17 protein-coding genes are annotated in these 16,795 nt (G+C 70.6%); 7 read left to right on the forward strand and 10 right to left on the reverse strand.

The window, feature by feature from the left end; all coding sequences use genetic code 11:
- Positions 1–31: 31 nt before the first annotated feature.
- The 6 genes from ACT89H_RS28135 to nadD all read right to left on the reverse strand — a co-directional run bounded on the left by ACT89H_RS28135 (position 32) and on the right by nadD (position 4,326).
- Positions 32–517: a GNAT family N-acetyltransferase gene (locus ACT89H_RS28135; protein WP_445111687.1), complete on the reverse strand. Its 486-nt coding sequence runs from the start codon at positions 515–517 to the stop codon at positions 32–34.
- A gap of 82 nt (positions 518–599) precedes the next feature.
- Positions 600–1,442 (reverse strand): DegV family protein, encoded by an 843-nt coding sequence (locus ACT89H_RS28140; protein WP_445111688.1) that lies wholly within the window; start codon positions 1,440–1,442, stop codon positions 600–602.
- Positions 1,443–1,445: 3 nt separating this feature from the next.
- The gene (gene octT, locus ACT89H_RS28145) at positions 1,446–2,159 is read right to left on the reverse strand and encodes a diglucosylglycerate octanoyltransferase (protein ID WP_445111705.1); all 714 of its coding nucleotides are present in this window, start codon (positions 2,157–2,159) and stop codon (positions 1,446–1,448) included.
- Positions 2,160–2,520: 361 nt separating this feature from the next.
- Positions 2,521–3,180: a histidine phosphatase family protein gene (locus ACT89H_RS28150; protein WP_445111689.1), complete on the reverse strand. Its 660-nt coding sequence runs from the start codon at positions 3,178–3,180 to the stop codon at positions 2,521–2,523.
- Complete coding sequence (gene rsfS / locus ACT89H_RS28155) at positions 3,177–3,590, reverse strand: ribosome silencing factor (RefSeq protein ID WP_445111690.1); 414 nt, start codon at positions 3,588–3,590, stop codon at positions 3,177–3,179. Before rsfS ends, ACT89H_RS28150 begins: the two co-directional genes overlap by 4 nt.
- A gap of 94 nt (positions 3,591–3,684) precedes the next feature.
- Positions 3,685–4,326, reverse strand: coding sequence for a nicotinate-nucleotide adenylyltransferase (gene nadD / locus ACT89H_RS28160; RefSeq protein WP_063821026.1), 642 nt, complete (start codon positions 4,324–4,326; stop codon positions 3,685–3,687).
- Here nadD and ACT89H_RS28165 point away from each other — a divergent pair.
- Positions 4,325–4,465 carry a hypothetical protein gene (locus tag ACT89H_RS28165; protein ID WP_445111691.1) on the forward strand — a complete coding sequence of 47 codons (141 nt, stop codon included), beginning with the start codon at positions 4,325–4,327 and terminating at the stop codon, positions 4,463–4,465. The genes nadD and ACT89H_RS28165 overlap by 2 nt on opposite strands.
- Here the strand turns inward: ACT89H_RS28165 and ACT89H_RS28170 are convergent.
- From ACT89H_RS28170 to ACT89H_RS28180, 3 genes are all read right to left on the reverse strand, one after another.
- Complete coding sequence (locus ACT89H_RS28170) at positions 4,462–5,889, reverse strand: vWA domain-containing protein (protein WP_445111692.1); 1,428 nt, start codon at positions 5,887–5,889, stop codon at positions 4,462–4,464. The two genes, ACT89H_RS28165 and ACT89H_RS28170, sit on opposite strands and share 4 nt — an antisense overlap.
- 3 nt (positions 5,890–5,892) lie before the next feature.
- Positions 5,893–6,774: an AAA family ATPase gene (locus ACT89H_RS28175; protein ID WP_445111693.1), complete on the reverse strand. Its 882-nt coding sequence runs from the start codon at positions 6,772–6,774 to the stop codon at positions 5,893–5,895.
- A gap of 85 nt (positions 6,775–6,859) precedes the next feature.
- Entirely contained in the window at positions 6,860–8,125 is a 1,266-nt protein-coding gene (locus tag ACT89H_RS28180; protein WP_445111694.1) for a glutamate-5-semialdehyde dehydrogenase, read from the reverse strand.
- A gap of 89 nt (positions 8,126–8,214) precedes the next feature.
- On the opposite strand from ACT89H_RS28180, the gene ACT89H_RS28185 reads away from it, so the two are divergent.
- From ACT89H_RS28185 to ACT89H_RS28200, 4 genes are all read left to right on the forward strand, one after another.
- A complete protein-coding gene (locus ACT89H_RS28185; RefSeq protein ID WP_445111695.1) occupies positions 8,215–9,093 on the forward strand; it encodes a ribokinase in 879 nt (292 codons plus the stop codon).
- Between the two features lie 52 nt (positions 9,094–9,145).
- Positions 9,146–10,516: a type I glutamate--ammonia ligase gene (locus tag ACT89H_RS28190; RefSeq protein WP_445111696.1), complete on the forward strand. Its 1,371-nt coding sequence runs from the start codon at positions 9,146–9,148 to the stop codon at positions 10,514–10,516.
- 1 nt (position 10,517) lies between these two features.
- Positions 10,518–11,597 (forward strand): amidohydrolase family protein, encoded by a 1,080-nt coding sequence (locus ACT89H_RS28195; RefSeq protein ID WP_445111697.1) that lies wholly within the window; start codon positions 10,518–10,520, stop codon positions 11,595–11,597.
- A 92-nt stretch (positions 11,598–11,689) separates the two neighbouring features.
- Positions 11,690–12,913: an RtcB family protein gene (locus ACT89H_RS28200; protein WP_445111698.1), complete on the forward strand. Its 1,224-nt coding sequence runs from the start codon at positions 11,690–11,692 to the stop codon at positions 12,911–12,913.
- 49 nt (positions 12,914–12,962) lie between these two features.
- Here ACT89H_RS28200 and ACT89H_RS28205 read toward each other — a convergent pair whose 3' ends face one another.
- Positions 12,963–13,646 carry a hypothetical protein gene (locus ACT89H_RS28205; RefSeq protein WP_445111706.1) on the reverse strand — a complete coding sequence of 228 codons (684 nt, stop codon included), beginning with the start codon at positions 13,644–13,646 and terminating at the stop codon, positions 12,963–12,965.
- Here ACT89H_RS28205 and ACT89H_RS28210 point away from each other — a divergent pair.
- Both ACT89H_RS28210 and ACT89H_RS28215 read left to right on the forward strand, forming a co-directional pair.
- Complete coding sequence (locus ACT89H_RS28210; protein WP_445111699.1) at positions 13,552–14,481, forward strand: alpha/beta fold hydrolase; 930 nt, start codon at positions 13,552–13,554, stop codon at positions 14,479–14,481. The two genes, ACT89H_RS28205 and ACT89H_RS28210, sit on opposite strands and share 95 nt — an antisense overlap.
- Before the next feature lie 103 nt (positions 14,482–14,584).
- Positions 14,585–16,699, forward strand: coding sequence for a RecQ family ATP-dependent DNA helicase (locus ACT89H_RS28215; protein ID WP_445111700.1), 2,115 nt, complete (start codon positions 14,585–14,587; stop codon positions 16,697–16,699).
- Positions 16,700–16,795: the final 96 nt, after the last annotated feature.

The raw sequence follows: 16,795 nt of genomic DNA on the forward strand, positions 1-16,795 counted from the left end.
TATTCTCGGCGTGTCTTCTCAGCTGTTGATATCAGCCCAGATCTTTGGCGAAGCAGTTCGACAAAGGCAGCACCTCGTAGGGCGCGAAGATCGGGATTCGGTGGTAGCCGCTGCGTTCGTAGAAGCGAACGGCCTCCGGTTGCAGGTGACCGGTTTGCAGGATCAGTCGAGGGCGTCCGATCGCGCGAGCGGCATCCTCGGCGGCGGTGAGCAACAGTGCCGCGGCGCCCGAACCGCGGTGCGCGGGGCGGACGAACATCCGTTTGACCTCGAGTTCTTCCCCGTTCCACCGCAGGGCGGCGTGGCCGGCCGGACCGTCCGAGTACGCTACGAAAGTACGGTGTACTGTGGCCGGATCCACTGCGTTCGGGTTCGTGGGCAGTTGCCTGGCCAGATGCGCGTAGCGCGGCCCGACCTCGGCGGCCATCTCCGCGCGCAACATCGCCGCGTCCGGATGGTCCCAGTCCACCGCGGTCACGGTGAGCGGCGGACGGACCGGCGGATTCGCGGAGCTCATGCCCCGACGCTAGCCGTACGCCGGGCGACACGCCCGCATTCGGATCACCGAGATCGTTGTCCGCCTGGCGAATCGCGCATGCTCAGTGACACCCGCCGGGGACGACGAGCACGCCGAGCGCTCCCACCCCGAGGTGCACCGCCAACGCGGGCCCGAACTCGGCGACGATGAGTTCTTCGAGACCTGGCACGAGTTCGCGTAACTGGCCTGCGATGGCCTGTGCGGTGTCCTCCGCGCCCAGATGCTGCACCGCCACCGCGGCGCCGTCCGCACCGGCCGCGTCGACTGCCGCGGTGACGAGTTTCGCGTACGCCTTGGACCGGGTCCGGACTTTCTCCCGCAGCTCCAGCCGTCCCTCGACGATGTGCAGCAGCGGCTTGGTGACCAGTTCGCTGCCGAAGAACGTCGCCGCCGACGACAGCCTGCCGCCGCGCCGCAGCTGTTCGGTGCGATTGACCAGGATGAACGTGCGGGCGCGCGCGGCGGCCGCGACCGCCGCGTCGTACACCACCTCCAGCGGCGCTCCGGCCTTGGCCCGCCGCGCGGCGGCCAGCGTGGGCAGCCCGGTGGCCAGCCCGGCCCCGAGCGAGTCGACCAGCCGGACGCGCTCGGTGGCATCCATGTCGCGCACGGCCTGCCGACCGGCCTCCCAGGTACCCGACAGCAGGCGGGAAAGGTGCACCGCGACAACGCCGTCGCCGCCGCTGCGCTCCCAGGCCCGCTCGTACACCTGCCGGAGTTCGCCGGGCGAGGCGGCCGAAGTGGTCACGGCGTCGGAGGCATAGTCGATCTCGACCGGGTCGACGCCTTCCCGCATCGCCCGGTCACCGACCAGGACGTGCAGCGGCACCACGGCGATATCCAGCTCGTCGAGGTGTTCGGCGGGGAGGCTGGCGGACGAATCGGTGACGACCACGACTGCCACGGACTACCGGACCTCCTGCAGGGTCTTGACCATCGCGTTGGCCACCGCCGTGTGACCGTCCCAGCCCCAGTGGATGCCGTCCGGGTTCGCCTCGCCGGAGAAGATGTTGTCGCGCACCGCCGCACCGAGGTCGACCAGCGGCACCGAGGTCCGGCTCGACCAGGCGCGCAGCGCATCGACCGCCCGTGGCCGCCCGGAATGCACGCGACCGTAGGCCGCGCAGTCGTGCACCGAGGGCAGCACCGCGACGACCGGCAGGTCCGGGCGCAACTGCGCCAGAGCCGTGCGGCACTGTTCGAGATAGTCGACGCTCACCTTGGGCGGAAGCGCCACGGGCCTGCCGAGTTTCGACAACGTGGGTTGCAGCCGCTGGTAGGTGGCGCGGACGACGCGGCGCAGAGCGGGCGGGCGCACATAGCGGATCAGTTCGCGCAGCGCGGTGGGTAGCGGGGAGGGCAGCGTGTCCATGCCGCCGACGGCGAAGACGACCGCACCCGCGCGCGGCACCGCCGCCCACACCCGGGGATCGCCGATCAGGGCCCAGTAGGCGTCGCGGCAGGTCCAGCCGATCCGGGCGACCAATTCGACGTCCCAATCCAGTTCGGCGGCAACGAGGTTCGGCCAGATCCGCGGATGGTCGGCGGGCAGCCCGCCCTGGGGCCCGAAGTAGGACAGCGAATCGGCGATCACCAACAGCACCGGACGAACGGCTTCGATCCGGTCGGCAGCGTAGTCTGGTTCGGAGGCGACAGCGCTCGACGCAGCCGGACCGAGTTCGGCTTCCCCGGACACAGCCGGACCGAGTTCGGCTTCCCCGGACACAGCCGGCCCGGGCCGCACTGCGGCGGACTCCGCCCCGACGACGATGTCGCCGGATCCGTCGTCCTCCGCGTCGGATTCCTCCGCGGACTCGGACCCGCCACCGGATTCGCCTGCCGCGCCGGAAGCTCCGTCGGACGTAGCCTCGGGTTTGCCAGAAGCCGGTGGCAGACTGCCGAACAACGCGTCGGGCAACTGCCGTTCGGCCCTCGCCGACACCTTACGGAACAGTTCGTCCGGGACCGATCTGATCGGCTCTTCAGAGGACATCCGGTGCTACCTTCGCCGCCGCGTTCCACACATCCAGACGCCAGCCGGGCTGTTCGATGCTCGGGCCGTGACTGCTGAGCTGCACCCAGCTGGTATTGGCCAGTCCTCCGAGGATCGGCCAGTTCTGCGGCGGCAGGTCGAGCAGCGCGGCCGTGAGAGCGGCGATCAGCCCGCCGTGCGCCACCAGGATGATAGTCCGGCCCGGCCAGTCCCGCCGCTCGACGAGCAACTCCCGCACAACCGGCAGCGACCGCGCCCCGACCTCGAGTTTGCTCTCGCCGTTGGGCGGGGTGTAGCGCGCGTCCAGCCGCCATGCCATGCGCGCGCCCGGATAGTCGGCGTCGACCTCCAGGTGGGTCAGCCCCTCCCAATCGCCGAGGTTGGTCTCGCGCAATCTGACGTCGGGCACGACGGTGAGTCCGGTGTGCTCGGCCAGAGCCGCGGCGGTATCGAAGGCCCGGCGCAGATCCGAGGAGTGGATCGCGATGGCGTTGCGCGAAACCAATTCACGCGCGGCCTCTTTGGCCTGTCTACGACCGAGCTCGGTGAGATCGGTGTCGATCTGGCCTTGCATGCGGTCGGTGGCGTTCCATTCGGTTTGCCCGTGGCGCAACAGGATGAGGGTGCGCACGCCGGCATGTCTGCTCACGATCGCGCCTCGTCCTCCGTCGCCGCGGCGCGCGAATCCGGCGCGGCCCCGGTGAGGCCGGCGACCGGCACCACGGGGCAGTCCTTCCACAGACGCTCCAGCGCATAGAAATTGCGCTCGTCGTTGTGCTGGATGTGCACGACGACGTCCACATAGTCCAGCAGCGCCCAGCGACCTTCGCGGGTACCCTCCCGCCGGACCGGCTTGTGCCCGGCCGCGCGGAGCTTCTCCTCCACGTTGTCGACGATCGCGTTCACCTGACGCTCGTTGGGCGCGGACGCGATCACGAAGCAATCGGTGATCACCAATTGCTCCGATACATCGAGCACCACCACATCGGACGCCAGCTTCTCGTCGGCGGCCAGCGCCGCGACCTGGGCGATCTCCACCGACTCGGACGACGCGGTCATGCCGGCACCGCCCATACGCTCGGCGCGCCTGCACTCGCGGCCGGGTCGATCGCTCGCTCGTTCATGCCCGCACCTTCGCTGCGCTCGCTCACGCTCAGCTACCTTCCGCTGCTCCGGGCACATACAGGTGCCGCTTCGATATGTACTGCACCACGCCGTCCGGGACGAGGTACCACACCGGCCGGTTCTCGGCGGCGCGGCGACGGCATTCGCTCGACGAGATCGCCAAAGCGGGGACCTCGACCATGGTCACCGCATCCGACGGGAGATCTCGCAGATGCTCCTCGAGATGATCGATGTTCAGCTCGTACCCCGGACGGCTCACCCCGACGAATTTCGCCAGTTCGAACAGTTCTGCCCAATCCTGCCATGTGAGGATGCTGGCCAGCGCGTCCGCACCGGTGATGAAGTACAGCTCGGCACCGGGATACGTCGATCGCATCTCCCGCAGGGTGTCGACGGTGTAGGTGACCTTGCCCCGTTCGATGTCCGCGCGGCTCACCGAGAACCGCGGGTTCGACGCGGTCGCGATGACGGTCATCAGGTACCGGTCCTCGGCTGGGCTGACCTGCTTGTGCGATTTCTGCCACGGCTGTCCGGTCGGGACGAAGATCACTTCATCCAGGTCGAACCGGTGCGCGACCTCGCTGGCGGCGACCAGATGCCCGTGGTGGATGGGGTCGAACGTGCCGCCCATCACCCCGAGCTTGCGGCCGCGCCGACCTGTCTCGTGCATGACTGCCGAGCTTAACGGGTCGCTCGCGGCCCGCAGGGGGCCGGTAAGCGCCATCGCCCTCCCACGGTTCACCCTGCCCGGCTCCCGGCTCGGCCGGGCAGCAGCTCAGCAGCCCGGCATCGTCCATATCGTCTCCTAGACCGGCAACAGCCGCGAAACCACCGCGGTGAGCTGTTTGGCCGAACGGCATTCGTGCATCTCGATCACGTCGCGGTACTTGTCCGCCGCGGAATCGCCGGAACCCCACTGGCCGCGCGGTTCCGGATTGAGCCAATGCGCGTGTTTGGCCACCTCGACCAGCGACCGCAGGGTATTCAACTCGGGGTCGCGGTAGTTGGTGCGGGCGTCGCCGAGGATCAGCAGCGAGCTACGGCTGGTGACGGCGTCGGGAAAGTCCCTGGCGAACCCGGCCAGCGCGTTGCCGTAATCGGAGTGCCCGTCCAGGCCGACGACGTTCGCCTCACCGAAGATCCGGGTCATCGCCCGATCCAGCTGCGTCTGCGGATCGAAGAACCTGGTCACCTCGTCGATCTGGTCGACGAACGCGAAGATGCGCACCCGGGAGAACTGTTCGCGCAGCGCGCTCACCAGCAGCAGCGTGAAGTTGCTGAATCCGGCCACCGAGCCCGAGACATCGCACAGCAGAACAAGTTCGGGGCGGCCCGGCCGCGGCTTGCGGTTCACCAAGTCGATGGGCACGCCGCCCGTCGACATCGACGCGCGCAGGGTGCGGCGCAGGTCGATGGCTCCGCGGCGGGCGTGCCTGCGGCGCGCGGCGAGGCGCGCAGCCAGGATCCGGGCCAACCGCTGAGAACTGCGTTTGAGTTCGCCGAGCTCGGCCTCGGACGCGCGCAGGAAGTCGACCTCCTCGGCTTGCCGGGCGACGCCGTAGCGCGCCACACGTTCGCGGCCGATCCGTTCGGCGACCCGCCGCCTGGTCTCCGCCTCGACGGTCGCGCGGAAGCCGGCGATCCGCTGCCGGGCGGCGCGGCGGGCGATCTCGGCGGCGAACTCGCTCGCGTCCGGCCCGAGTGCCATGCCCGCGAGGATCTTCGCCAGCAACGTCTGCGGCTGCACCTCTTTCAGCGCCTGGTACGACGAGAAAGACGGACCCCGCGCGGATTGGTACTGCCCGAGCTGCTCGACCAGCTGCGCGGCCAGCGCCTCCAGCTGCGGGGCCGCCGACTCCTGCGCCAGCAGTTGCGCGAGCAGTTCGCGCAGCGCCGGGATATCCACGTCTCCCGAGGGCGTGTGCGGGATCTCGAGCTCGTCCTGGCTCGCGGCGCGTTGCCCGACGGCGACCGGGAACCACAGGTCGAACAGCCCGTCGAAGGTCGCGCGATGGGTGGTGCGCCGCAGGAGCGCGCACGCCAGTCCCTCGCGCAAGACCTCCCGATCCATCAGGTCGAGCACGGTGACCACGCGGCCCGCGTCCACCGTCTCCGAAGGTCCGACCGGTATTCCGCGCGCACGCAGCGCTTCCACGAAGCCGACCAGATGCCCCGGAATGCCGTGCGGCGCGCTCAGTGCCGCCACATCCGCGGGGACCGGCCCGGTCGCCATGGCTCAGGCCAGCTTCAGTTCGGCCAGCGCGCGCTGGTGGTCGCTCTGATGTTTGAGGACCACACCGAGCGTGGCACGGACGGTCGTGTCGTCCAGATCGCGCAACCCGAGCGCCAGCAGCGTGCGGCCCCAGTCGATCGACTCGGCGACCGAGGGCAGCTTCTTCAACTGCATGCCGCGCAGCACGTGCACGATCCGCACCAGCTGCGCGGCGACCGCCGCCGACAGCTCGGGCACCCGGCTGGCCAGGATGCGCCGCTCCAGCTCCTCGTCCGGGAAATCCAGATGCAGGTACAGGCAGCGGCGCTTGAGCGCCTCGGACAGCTCGCGGGTGGCGTTCGAGGTGAGCACCACGAACGGTTTGCGGTCGGCGGTGATCGTGCCCAGTTCCGGTACCGTCACCGCGAAGTCGCTGAGCACCTCGAGCAGCAGGCCCTCGATCTCGACGTCGGCCTTGTCGGTCTCGTCGATCAGCAGCACGGTGGGATCGGTGCGCCGGATCGCGGTCAGCAGCGGGCGCGACAGCAGGAATTCCTCGGTGAAGACGTCGGCCTTCGTCTCCTCCCAGTCGTTCTCGCTGGACGCCTGGATGCGCAGGATCTGCTTGGCGTGGTTCCACTCGTACAGCGCGCGGGCTTCGTCGACGCCCTCGTAGCACTGCAACCGCACCAGCTCGGCGCCCGAGGTCTGCGCGACTGCGCGCGCCAGCTCGGTTTTGCCCACGCCGGCCGGTCCTTCGATCAGCAACGGCTTGCCCAGGCGATCGGCGAGGAACACCGAGGTGGCGGTGGCCTTGTCCGCCAGGTAGCCCGTGCCGGCCAACCGCTCGATCACATCGTCCACCGACGCGAAGATCGGCTCCTGTACTGCGCTCTGCGACACCACCCGCCACCTTCCCTTCCGAACCACCCCTCACGCTACGGCAGCGCGGCGCCGATGCCGACTCGGCATCGACCGCCGCGCACCCGGGTCAGACGGGCCGGATCTGTCCTTCGCCCCAGACGATCCATTTTGTGGAGGTCAGCTCCGGCAGGGCCATCGGGCCGCGAGCGTGCAGCTTCTGGGTGGAGATGCCGATCTCGGCGCCGAAGCCGAACTGCTCGCCGTCGGTGAACGCGGTGGAGGCGTTCACCATCACGGCGGCGGCGTCGACCCGGCTGGTGAACTCGCGGGCCGCCGCGAGGTCGGCGGTGACGATGGCCTCGGTGTGGCCGGTGCCCCAGGTGTTGATGTGCTCCACCGCCGCGTCCAGGCCGTCGACCACTTTGAGCGCGATGTCCAGGGTGAGGTACTCCTCGCCCCAGTCGGCGTCGGTGGCCGGAACCTGCCCCGGCAGGTCGCCGTGGATGGTGACGCCCGAACGCTCCAGCGCTTCGGTGAGCCGGGGCAGCGCCGTGTCCGCGATCCCGGCGTCGATCAGCACGGTCTCGGCCGCGTTGCACACGCTGGGACGGCGGGTCTTGGCGTTGATCAGGATCCGCTCGGCCATGTCCAGGTCGGCGGCGGCGTGCACGTAGATGTGGCAGTTGCCGGTGCCGGTCTCGATGGTGGGCACCCGCGCGTCGCGCACGACCGCGTTGATCAACCCCGCGCCACCGCGCGGAATGACCACGTCGACCAGACCGCGGGCCTGGATCAGATGGGTGACGCTGGAACGGTCCTCGCTGGGCAGCAGCTGCACGGCGTCGGCCGGAATGTGCTGCGCGGCCAGCGCTTCGCGCAGCACCGCGACGAGAGCGGCATTGGACCGGGCCGCCGAGGAGGAGCCGCGCAGCAGGGCGGCGTTACCGGACTTGAGCGCGAGCCCGAACGCGTCGACGGTGACGTTCGGCCTGGCCTCGTACACCATGCCCACCACGCCGAGTGGCACGCGCACCTGCCGGATCTCCAGGCCGTTGGCCAGGGTGGAGCCGCGCACCACCACACCCACCGGATCGGGCAACCCGGCCACCTGACGCAACCCCGAGGCGATGCCGTCGATGCGGGGCTCGGTCAGCCGCAGCCGATCCAGCAGCGACTCCTCGGTGCCCGCGGCCCGCGCCGCGGCGATGTCCTCGGCATTGGCGGCCAGCACCTGATCGGCGGCGGCCAGCAGCGCGTCGGCGGCGGCGTGCAAGGCGTCGTTCTTCTGCGCGGTCGTCAGCTGGGCGAGCGCCCGCGACGCGACCCTGGCCTTGCGCGCGGCCTCGTGCACCACCTCGCGGACATCGGGCTGGGTGGTCGTTCCTACCGTCATGGGTACAGCCTACGCACCGGGTATACCGCCGATCCCAAACCCGCTGTGACGCGTGCGCCACCCGGGCCGGGCGACTACCGTCCGGCGATATGACGGTCGAATCGGACGCTCCCGCGATCGTGGTGCTCGGCAGCGTCAACATGGACCTGGTGACCACTACCGCGCGCAGGCCGGTCCCCGGTGAGACGGTCCTCGGTAGCGGCTTCGCCATGGTGCCCGGCGGAAAAGGCGCGAATCAGGCCATCGCGGCGCGGCGGGCGGGCGGCGAGGTCCGCTTCCTCGGGGCGGTCGGCGACGACGTCTTCGCCGGTGAACTGCGCAGGTCACTGACCGACGCCGCGGTGCGCACCGACCGGCTGCGCACGGTCGCCGGGCCGAGCGGTATCGCCACGATCGTGGTGGACGATGACGGTGAGAACAGCATCATCGTCGTCGGAGGCGCCAACACGGGGATGACCGAGCTGGCCGAGGACGACCTGGCGGCGATCGCCGCCGCCGATATCTTGCTGTGCCAGTTGGAAATTCCGGTCGACACGGTCGCCGCCGCGGCTCGCCACGCCCGCGCGCACGGCACCACCGTGCTGCTGAACCCCTCACCGGCCCGCCCGCTCCCCGCCGAGCTGTGGGCGAATGTCGATGTCGCCGTGGTCAATTCGGGCGAAGCCGAGCAACTGGGCGCCGACCTGGACACCGTGGCACACGTGGTCGTCACCCGCGGGGCGGCGGGCGCGGACTATCGCGGGCCGGACGGCACACGCCTGTCCCGGCCCAGCCCGCAGGTCGAGGTCGTCGACACCACCGGCGCGGGCGACGCCTTCACCGGCGCGCTGGCCGCCGCCTGGCATCGAGGCCCGGGATGGGCGCTGACCTGGGCTTGTTCGGCCGGAGCGCTGGCGACGACCCGATTGGGCGCGAGCAGTTCGATCCCGTCCCGTGCGGAGATCACCGCCGCCTTGGTCGCGCGGTAGCGACGCGCGCCACGGCGGTTCCCGCCGCGCTCGGGCCGATATCGTGATGGGCATGGCCACCACGCCGGATCGCATCCCCGCCGAGGGCGACACCGCGCCGATCGAGCGGCTGGACGCGTCCATGGTCGCGCTGAGCTTCGTGGACAACGCGGGCATCACGCGCGTGAAGGCCGTCCCCGAGCAGCGGCTCGATTCGGCGTCCCGGTACGGCGTCGGGGTGTCGCCGTGCTTCGAGACCTTCGCCTTCGACGACGTGATGGCGATCGGCCGCTATCTCGGCGGACCCGACGGCGATCTTCGGCTCATCCCCGATCTGAGCATGCTCACGGAACTGGCCTGCCAGCCCGGCTGGGCGTGGGCACCCACGGACAAATACACCCAGGACGGCACCCGCTTCGTCGCGTGCCAGCGTCACTTCGCGGCCCGCCAGACCGCGGCCGCGCAGGCGGCCGGGCTGCGGTTGTCCATGGCGTTCGAGACCGAATGGGCGGTGGGCCGCGCCGACGGCACCGACGGCTTCACACCCGCGATCCACGGCCCCGCCTACGGACTGGTCCGGCTCGGGCAGGTGGCCGACTACGCCGCCGACCTGGTCGTGGCGCTCGAGCGACAGGGCGTCACCGTCGCGCAGTTCCATCCGGAATACGCGCTCGCGCAACTGGAGTTGTCGGTCGAACCGTCCGAGCCGGTCGCCGCCGCCGACGAGGCGGTGCTGGTCCGGCACACGATCCGGCAGGTCAGCGCCCGGCACGGCTGGCGCGCGCTGCTCGCGCCGTGTATCGAACCCGGCGGAGCCGGTTCCGGAGCGCATCTGCACCTATCGGTGACCGATGCCGACGGACCGCTGTTCGCCGGCGGCGACGGCCCGCACGGCATGCGGCGGACCGGCGAGGCGTTCCTGGCCGGGGTGCTACGCGAACTGCCCGCGCTGGTCGCGGTCGGCGCCGGCAATCCGGCGAGTTTCCTTCGGTCGGAGCCGTCGCGCTGGGCGGGGGTCTGGCAGTGCTGGGGTCGCGAGACCAGGGAGGCGGCGCTGCGCTTCGTCACCGGGGTGCGCGGCACGGAGTCCTGGGCGGCCAATGCCGAGATCAAATGTTTCGACGCGACCGGCAATCCGTATCTGATCGTCGGGTCGGTGATCGCGGCCGGGCTCGCCGGCGTCGCCGAGCAATTGCGCCTTCCGGTCGACATCACCGGGGATCCCGCGACTTTCGACGCCGAAGCACGCATGATGTCGGATGTGCGCCGCCTACCGACCACCCCGTCCGAAGCCGCTGACCACCTCGCCGCGTCCACAGTGCTCGCCGGCGCGTTGGGCGTCGAACTGCACGACGCGCTGCTCACCGTGCGCCGCGCGGAGGCCGCGCGGTATGCCGCCGCGAGCCCCGAAGAACTCGTCGCCCTCACCCGCTGGCGGTTCTGACATGCTCACCGCCGGTGTCCGGCTCACCGACCACCACTGTCACGGAGTGCGCATCGAGAACCTGGATCGGCGCGGCTTCGAGCGCTTGCTCGGCGAAGGCCCGCACGGCAGTTTCGATTCCGCACTCGGGCTCGCCGTGCGCCGCTGGTGCGCTCCCGCGCTCGATCTGCCCGCCCACGTCAGCGCGGAGGTCTACCTCCGTCATCGCGCCCGGCTCGGCGGGCGTGAGGTGGCCGCCCGGCTGCTGCGCGCGACCGGGGTGACCAGATGGTTCCTGGACACTGGAATAGGCGGCGGCACAGCGGATTTCGCCGACCTGGCGGGCGGGGAGGTGCGCGAGGTGGTCCGGCTGGAGGACGTGGCCGAGCAAGTCGTCGCGCAGGTCGGCGCGGTGTCCGGGGTATACGAGCGGATCGAGGCGGAACTGCGCGCTCGGGCGGCCGGCGCCGTCGGGTTGAAAACGATCGTGGCCTACCGATGCGGTCTGGACTTCCCGCTGCGGGATCATCCGCCGACCAGTTTCGCGCCCGAACACCGGCTCACCGATCCGGACGTCCTCGGCTGGCTGGTCGGCCTCGGCGCACGTATCGGCGCCGAGCTCGGTCTTCCGCTGCAATTCCACACCGGGTTCGGTGACCCGGACCTGCGCCTGCGGCGCGGCGACCCACTGCTGCTCACCGAATTCCTGCGCCGGACCGCCAACACCGGACTCGCGGTGATGCTGCTGCACTGCTGGCCCTTCCATCGCAACGCCGCCTATCTCGCGCACGTCTTCGAGCACGTCCATCTGGATCTCGGCCTGACCATTCCCTACGTGGGACAGCGGGCCGGGGCCGTGCTGGCCGAGACGCTGGAACTCGCCCCGTTCCGGGCGCTGTGCTACTCCTCCGACGGCTACGGCCTCCCGGAGCTGCACTACCTGGGCGCCGTGCTCTGGCGGCGCGGTCTCGGCAAGCTGATCGACGAGTGGCTGGCCGACGACGCGATCACCGCCGCCGACGCCGAAGCCCTGGTCGGAGCGATCGCCCACGGGAACGCCGAGCGGGTCTATCGGGCTCGGTTCGACCAGGTGGTCGGCTGACCGACACCATTCCGGACGGTCGGATATTCGGGTGCGCCGGGTGCCCTCGGTCCCTACCGTGGATGGCACAGACCAACGGAAGGACCGAAACCATGTTTCCCGTCGAGCTGCGCGGCACCGAGGCGCAGACGCTCATGTGGGCCCACGAGCACGAGGTCGAGCAGGCCGCGCTCCAGCAGCTGCGCAATATCGCCGCGCTGAAATGGGTCCACGGCGTCCGCGTGATGCCGGACGTGCACCTCGGCAAGGGGGCCACGGTCGGCTCGGTCATCGCGATGAAGGACGCGGTCGCGCCCGCCGCGGTCGGCGTGGACATCGGGTGCGGCATGGAGAGTGTGCGCACCGATCTCACCGCGGCGGATCTGCCCGACAACCTGCGTTCGCTGCGGTCGCGCATCGAGGCGGCGGTGCCGGTCGGTTTCCAGGCGCATCACGACGCCGTCGACGTCACCCGACTCGGCTCCCAGGTCGCCGGGCTCGGCGCGAGCACTCCGACGCTGCGCGCGGGCTGGACCCGGTTCTGGGGTTCGTTCGGCGAGCTGGACAGCCGGGTGCAGGCGCGCGAATCCAAGGCGCACAAGCAAATGGGCACGCTCGGCGGCGGCAACCACTTCATCGAGGTCTGCCTGGATCAGGACGATCGGGTGTGGATCCTGTTGCACTCCGGCAGCCGCAACATCGGCAAGGAACTCGCCGAGCGGCACATCGCGATCGCGCGCACGCTGCCGCACAACGTCGATCTGCCCGACCGCGACCTGGCGGTCTTCGTCACCGGCACGCCGGAGATGGCGGCATACCGGCACGACCTCACCTGGGCTCAGGAGTACGCGGCGCGCAACCGCGCGGTGCTGCTCGCCCTGGTCTGCCGTGCGGTCGCCACCGAATTTGCCGAGCGCGGAGTGCGTTTCGAGCAGCCCATAAGCTGCCACCACAACTATGTGGCCGAGGAAGTCGTCGACGGCGTGCCCATGCTGGTGACCAGGAAGGGCGCCGTGCGCGCGGGCGAGGGCGACTTCGCCCTGATCCCCGGCTCGATGGGTACGCGCTCGTATGTGGTGCGCGGCAAGGGGAATCCGGCTTCGTTCCAGTCCGCCTCGCACGGCGCGGGGCGGCGGATGAGCCGCAACGCGGCCAAGAAGCAGTTCACCGTGGCCGATCTCATCGCCCAGACCGAGGGCGTCGAGTCACGCAAGGACGCGGGCGTGGTGGACGAGATCCCGGCCGCGTACAAGGACATCGACGAAGTCATCGAGGCACAACGGGACCTGGTCGATGTGGTGGCGACGCTACGCCAGGTGCTCTGCGTCAAGGGCTGAACGCCGGCTGCGCGCCGGGCGGACACACTCGCCCGGTGCGCGGCCGCGATCAGCGCCGCCGCAAGGTGGCGGCGAGACCGGCTCCGATGAACAACAGGCCGAGCACCAGGCCCCACCCGTTGAGCACCCAGGTGTAGAGGGCCAGACTCAAATCCTCCGACAGCCCCGGCGTCTGCTCGATCAGGCGCCAGAGGTCGTGGGGCGAGAACAACTGCACCGCGCCCGGCAGCAGACCCCACACCAGGCCCGCGAGCACGGTGCCCGCGGGCGAGTACGCGGCCAGCAGCGCCACCAGGAACAACAGCAGCGCACCCCCGATCATCTGAGTGTTCGAGCTCCAGCGGTCCCCCTCGTCCCCGAGGATCACCCACTGCCGGGTGCCGAGGCCGCCATGAGCGGCCAAGCCGATCCCGATCGGCGTCACCAACAAGCCGACGAGCCCGCCCGCCACAGTGCGCGAGACGTTGTTGCTGGTCCGGAACTGCGCGCCCGGCGGAGCCCACCCCGTCGACGGCTGAAACTGGCTCGACACCGCTGCCTCCTGCCCGGTCCCCGCGCCGGGGATACCGGCCCTATTGTCCACCGCCGGGAGCTGTTTCGCTCTGGATGTCTCGGCGGCGTGCCGGATACCATCGGATATGCCCTGGCGGCCCTCGTTCTTCTCGCCCGCTCCCGGGCCGGATCCGGCGGACGGCCCGCCGGAGATACCCGGCGTGCGGCGTTGCTCTGTCACCGCTCGCGGCGTGGCTTTCCATGTCACCGAGGCAGGGCCGACGGACGGCCGCCCCGTGCTGGCCTTGCACGGCTGGCCGGAGCATCACTACGCCTATCGTCACCTGCTCGCCGACCCGCCGGACGGACTGCGGATCATCGCGCCGGACCTACCCGGCTACGGCTGGTCGGGTCCCCCGCCGCACCGATGGGCCAAGGACGACGTCGCCTCCGATCTGCTCGCGCTGCTGGAGGTCCTCGGTCTGAAGCGCGTGCTGCTCGTCGGCCACGATTGGGGCGGCTACATCGCCCACCTGCTCGTACTGCGTGAACCGGAACGCTTCGACGCGCTGCTGGCGCTCAATACCGCGCACCCGTGGCAGACCGCGCGCACTTTTCTCCCGCACGCATGGCGGTTCCTGCTCTACCAGCCCGCCGTCGCGGCGTTCGGCGGCTATTTGCACCGGCGAACCCGCTTCCTGGAGCTCGTCTTCGCCGGCGCCGTCCGCGATCGCGAGAAGTTCGGACCCGAGGCGATCCGCGTCTACACCGACCGTTTCCGCGACCCCGTCTGTGCCCGCACCGCGACCGACACCTACCGCACTTTCCTGCTGCGCGAAGTACCGCGCTCGGCCGGACGCGGCGAACGACGTCGAGCGACGATTCCCATCCGCACTCTCTTCGGGGTCGAGGACCCGGCGGTCCATCCCGCGCTCGCCGCCGAAGAAACCGCGCGCGCCGAGGACTACCGCCTGGAACTGGTGCGGGGCTGCGGCCACTTCATCCTCGAGGAGCGTCCGGATCTGGTCCGGGATCGGCTGGCCGAGCTGGCGGCCGCTACCGCGCGACCCGCCTGACCGCGACCGTCGGCGCGGCAGCCGCATGCCGGGTACGCGCACCCGAAACTCGGCGGCACCGCCGCGCCGCCGCCTGTCGGTGGTGTCGGGCACGATGGAGCGCATGACCACGGCCACCGACGCGTCCCCGATCGACCTCACGGCCCCCGACCTGCGCGAGAATGCCGAACAGCTGCTGCGCGAGCTGGCCGGGGCCGGTGCCCGACTGCGGGAGGATCAGTGGACCGCGATCGAGGCGCTCGTCGTACGGCGGCGCAGGGCGCTGGTGGTGCAGCGCACCGGCTGGGGCAAGTCGGCGGTGTACTTCATCGCCGCCAAGCTGCTGCGCCGGGCGGGGCGCGGACCGACAGTGATCGTGTCGCCGCTGCTCGCGCTGATGCGTAACCAGGTCGCGGCGGCGCACCGTGCGGGAGTGGTCGCCGCCACCATCAACTCGGGCAATGTCACCGAGTGGGACGAGATCCACGCACAGGTCGCCGCCGGCGCGGTCGATGTGCTGCTGGTCAGCCCCGAGCGGTTGAACAACCCGGATTTCCGCGACCAGGTGCTGCCCCGGCTCGCGGCCGACGCCGGACTGGTGGTGATCGATGAAGCGCACTGCGTCTCGGACTGGGGGCACGACTTCCGGCCGGACTACCGGCGCATCCGGACCCTGATCGCCGACCTGGGCTCCGACGTCCCGGTGCTCGCGACCACGGCGACCGCCAACGACCGGGTGGTCACCGACGTCGCCACCCAGATCGGCACCGACACCTTGGTGCTGCGCGGCACGCTGGATCGGGAGTCGCTGCACCTGTCGGTGGTCCGCTTCGACGATGCCGTGGAACGCACCGCCTGGCTCAGCGGGCACCTCGACCGGCTGCCCGGCTCGGGCATCGTCTACACGCTCACCGTCGCCGCCGCGCACGATCTGGCCGACGTACTCACCGCGCACGGCCACACCGTCGCCGCGTATACCGGGCAGACCGACCCGGCCGAACGCGAGGTGCTCGAAGCGGCGCTGCTGAGCAACGAGGTGAAGGCGCTCATCGCCACCTCCGCGCTCGGCATGGGCTTCGACAAACCCGACCTCGGTTTCGTGGTGCACATCGGTGCGCCGTCCTCGCCCATCGCCTACTACCAGCAGGTGGGCCGTGCCGGGCGCGGCACCGACCGGGCCGAGGTGATCCTTCTTCCCGGCCCCGAGGACGCGCGGATCTGGAGCTATTTCGCCTCCGTCGCCTTTCCCCGCGAGCCCATCGTACGGGCCGTGCTGGCTGCGCTGGACTCCGAGCGGGCGTTGTCCACCGCGGCGTTGGAGCCGCTGGTGGAGTTGAACCGCTCCCGGCTGGAGATGGTGTTGAAGGTGCTCGACGTGGACGGTGCGGTGCGCCGCGTGCGCGGCGGCTGGATCGCCACCGGCCGCCCGTGGACCTACGACACCGAGCGATACGAGCGCCTGTCCATCGCCCGCGAGCGCGAGCAGCAGGCCATGATCGACTACCAATCGACCGCCGATTGCCGCATGGAATTCCTGCGGCGCCAGCTCGACGACCCCGGGTTGCCCGCGGATTCACCCGGCTGCGGCCGCTGCGACAACTGCACCGGCCACCGCCCCGACCGCACCGTCGCCGCCGACGCGGTGGCCGCCACCCAGGCCCGCCTCGACCGTCCCGGCCTCGACCTCGCGCCGCGCAAACAGTGGCCCACCGGAATGGCCAAGCTGGGAATCCCGTTATCCGGCAAGATCACCGGCGGCGCCGAGACCGGTCGCGTCCTCGGCAGGCTGACCGACCTCGGCTGGGGCCGACGACTGCGCGCGTTGCTCGACGGCCCGGACGATCCGGTCCCCGACGCGGTCTTCGACGCCTGCGTCGCCGTTCTGCGCGAGTGGGATTGGGCAGCCCGCCCGAGCTCGGTGCTCGCCCTGGAATCGCCGCGTCACCCCGTGCTCACCGCAACCCTCGCCGCCCGCCTCGCCGAAGTCGGCCGCCTGCGCGACCTCGGCACGTTGCGCACCCGCCCGGACCGGCCACCCGTCTCGGCGGCGAACTCCGCGCATCGCGTCGCCGGACTGTTCGATTCCTGGGCGGTCCCCGACCTGACCCACGTTGCGGGCCCGGTCCTGCTGGTGGATGCCATCACCGACACCGGCTGGACCTTCACCGTCGCCGCCCATGCGCTTCGAGCGGCCGGCGCCGACGCCATCCTGCCGTTCGCCCTGGCGACTCCGACCTGACATCAGCACTCGCCGTGGGCATCGGGCGAGCCGACAGCCGGCCACGACGAACCGCCAGCCAGCCACTATGACCCGCGTGCATCAGGCAGTGAGCTC

It is taken from the genome of Nocardia aegles (assembly GCF_052545135.1).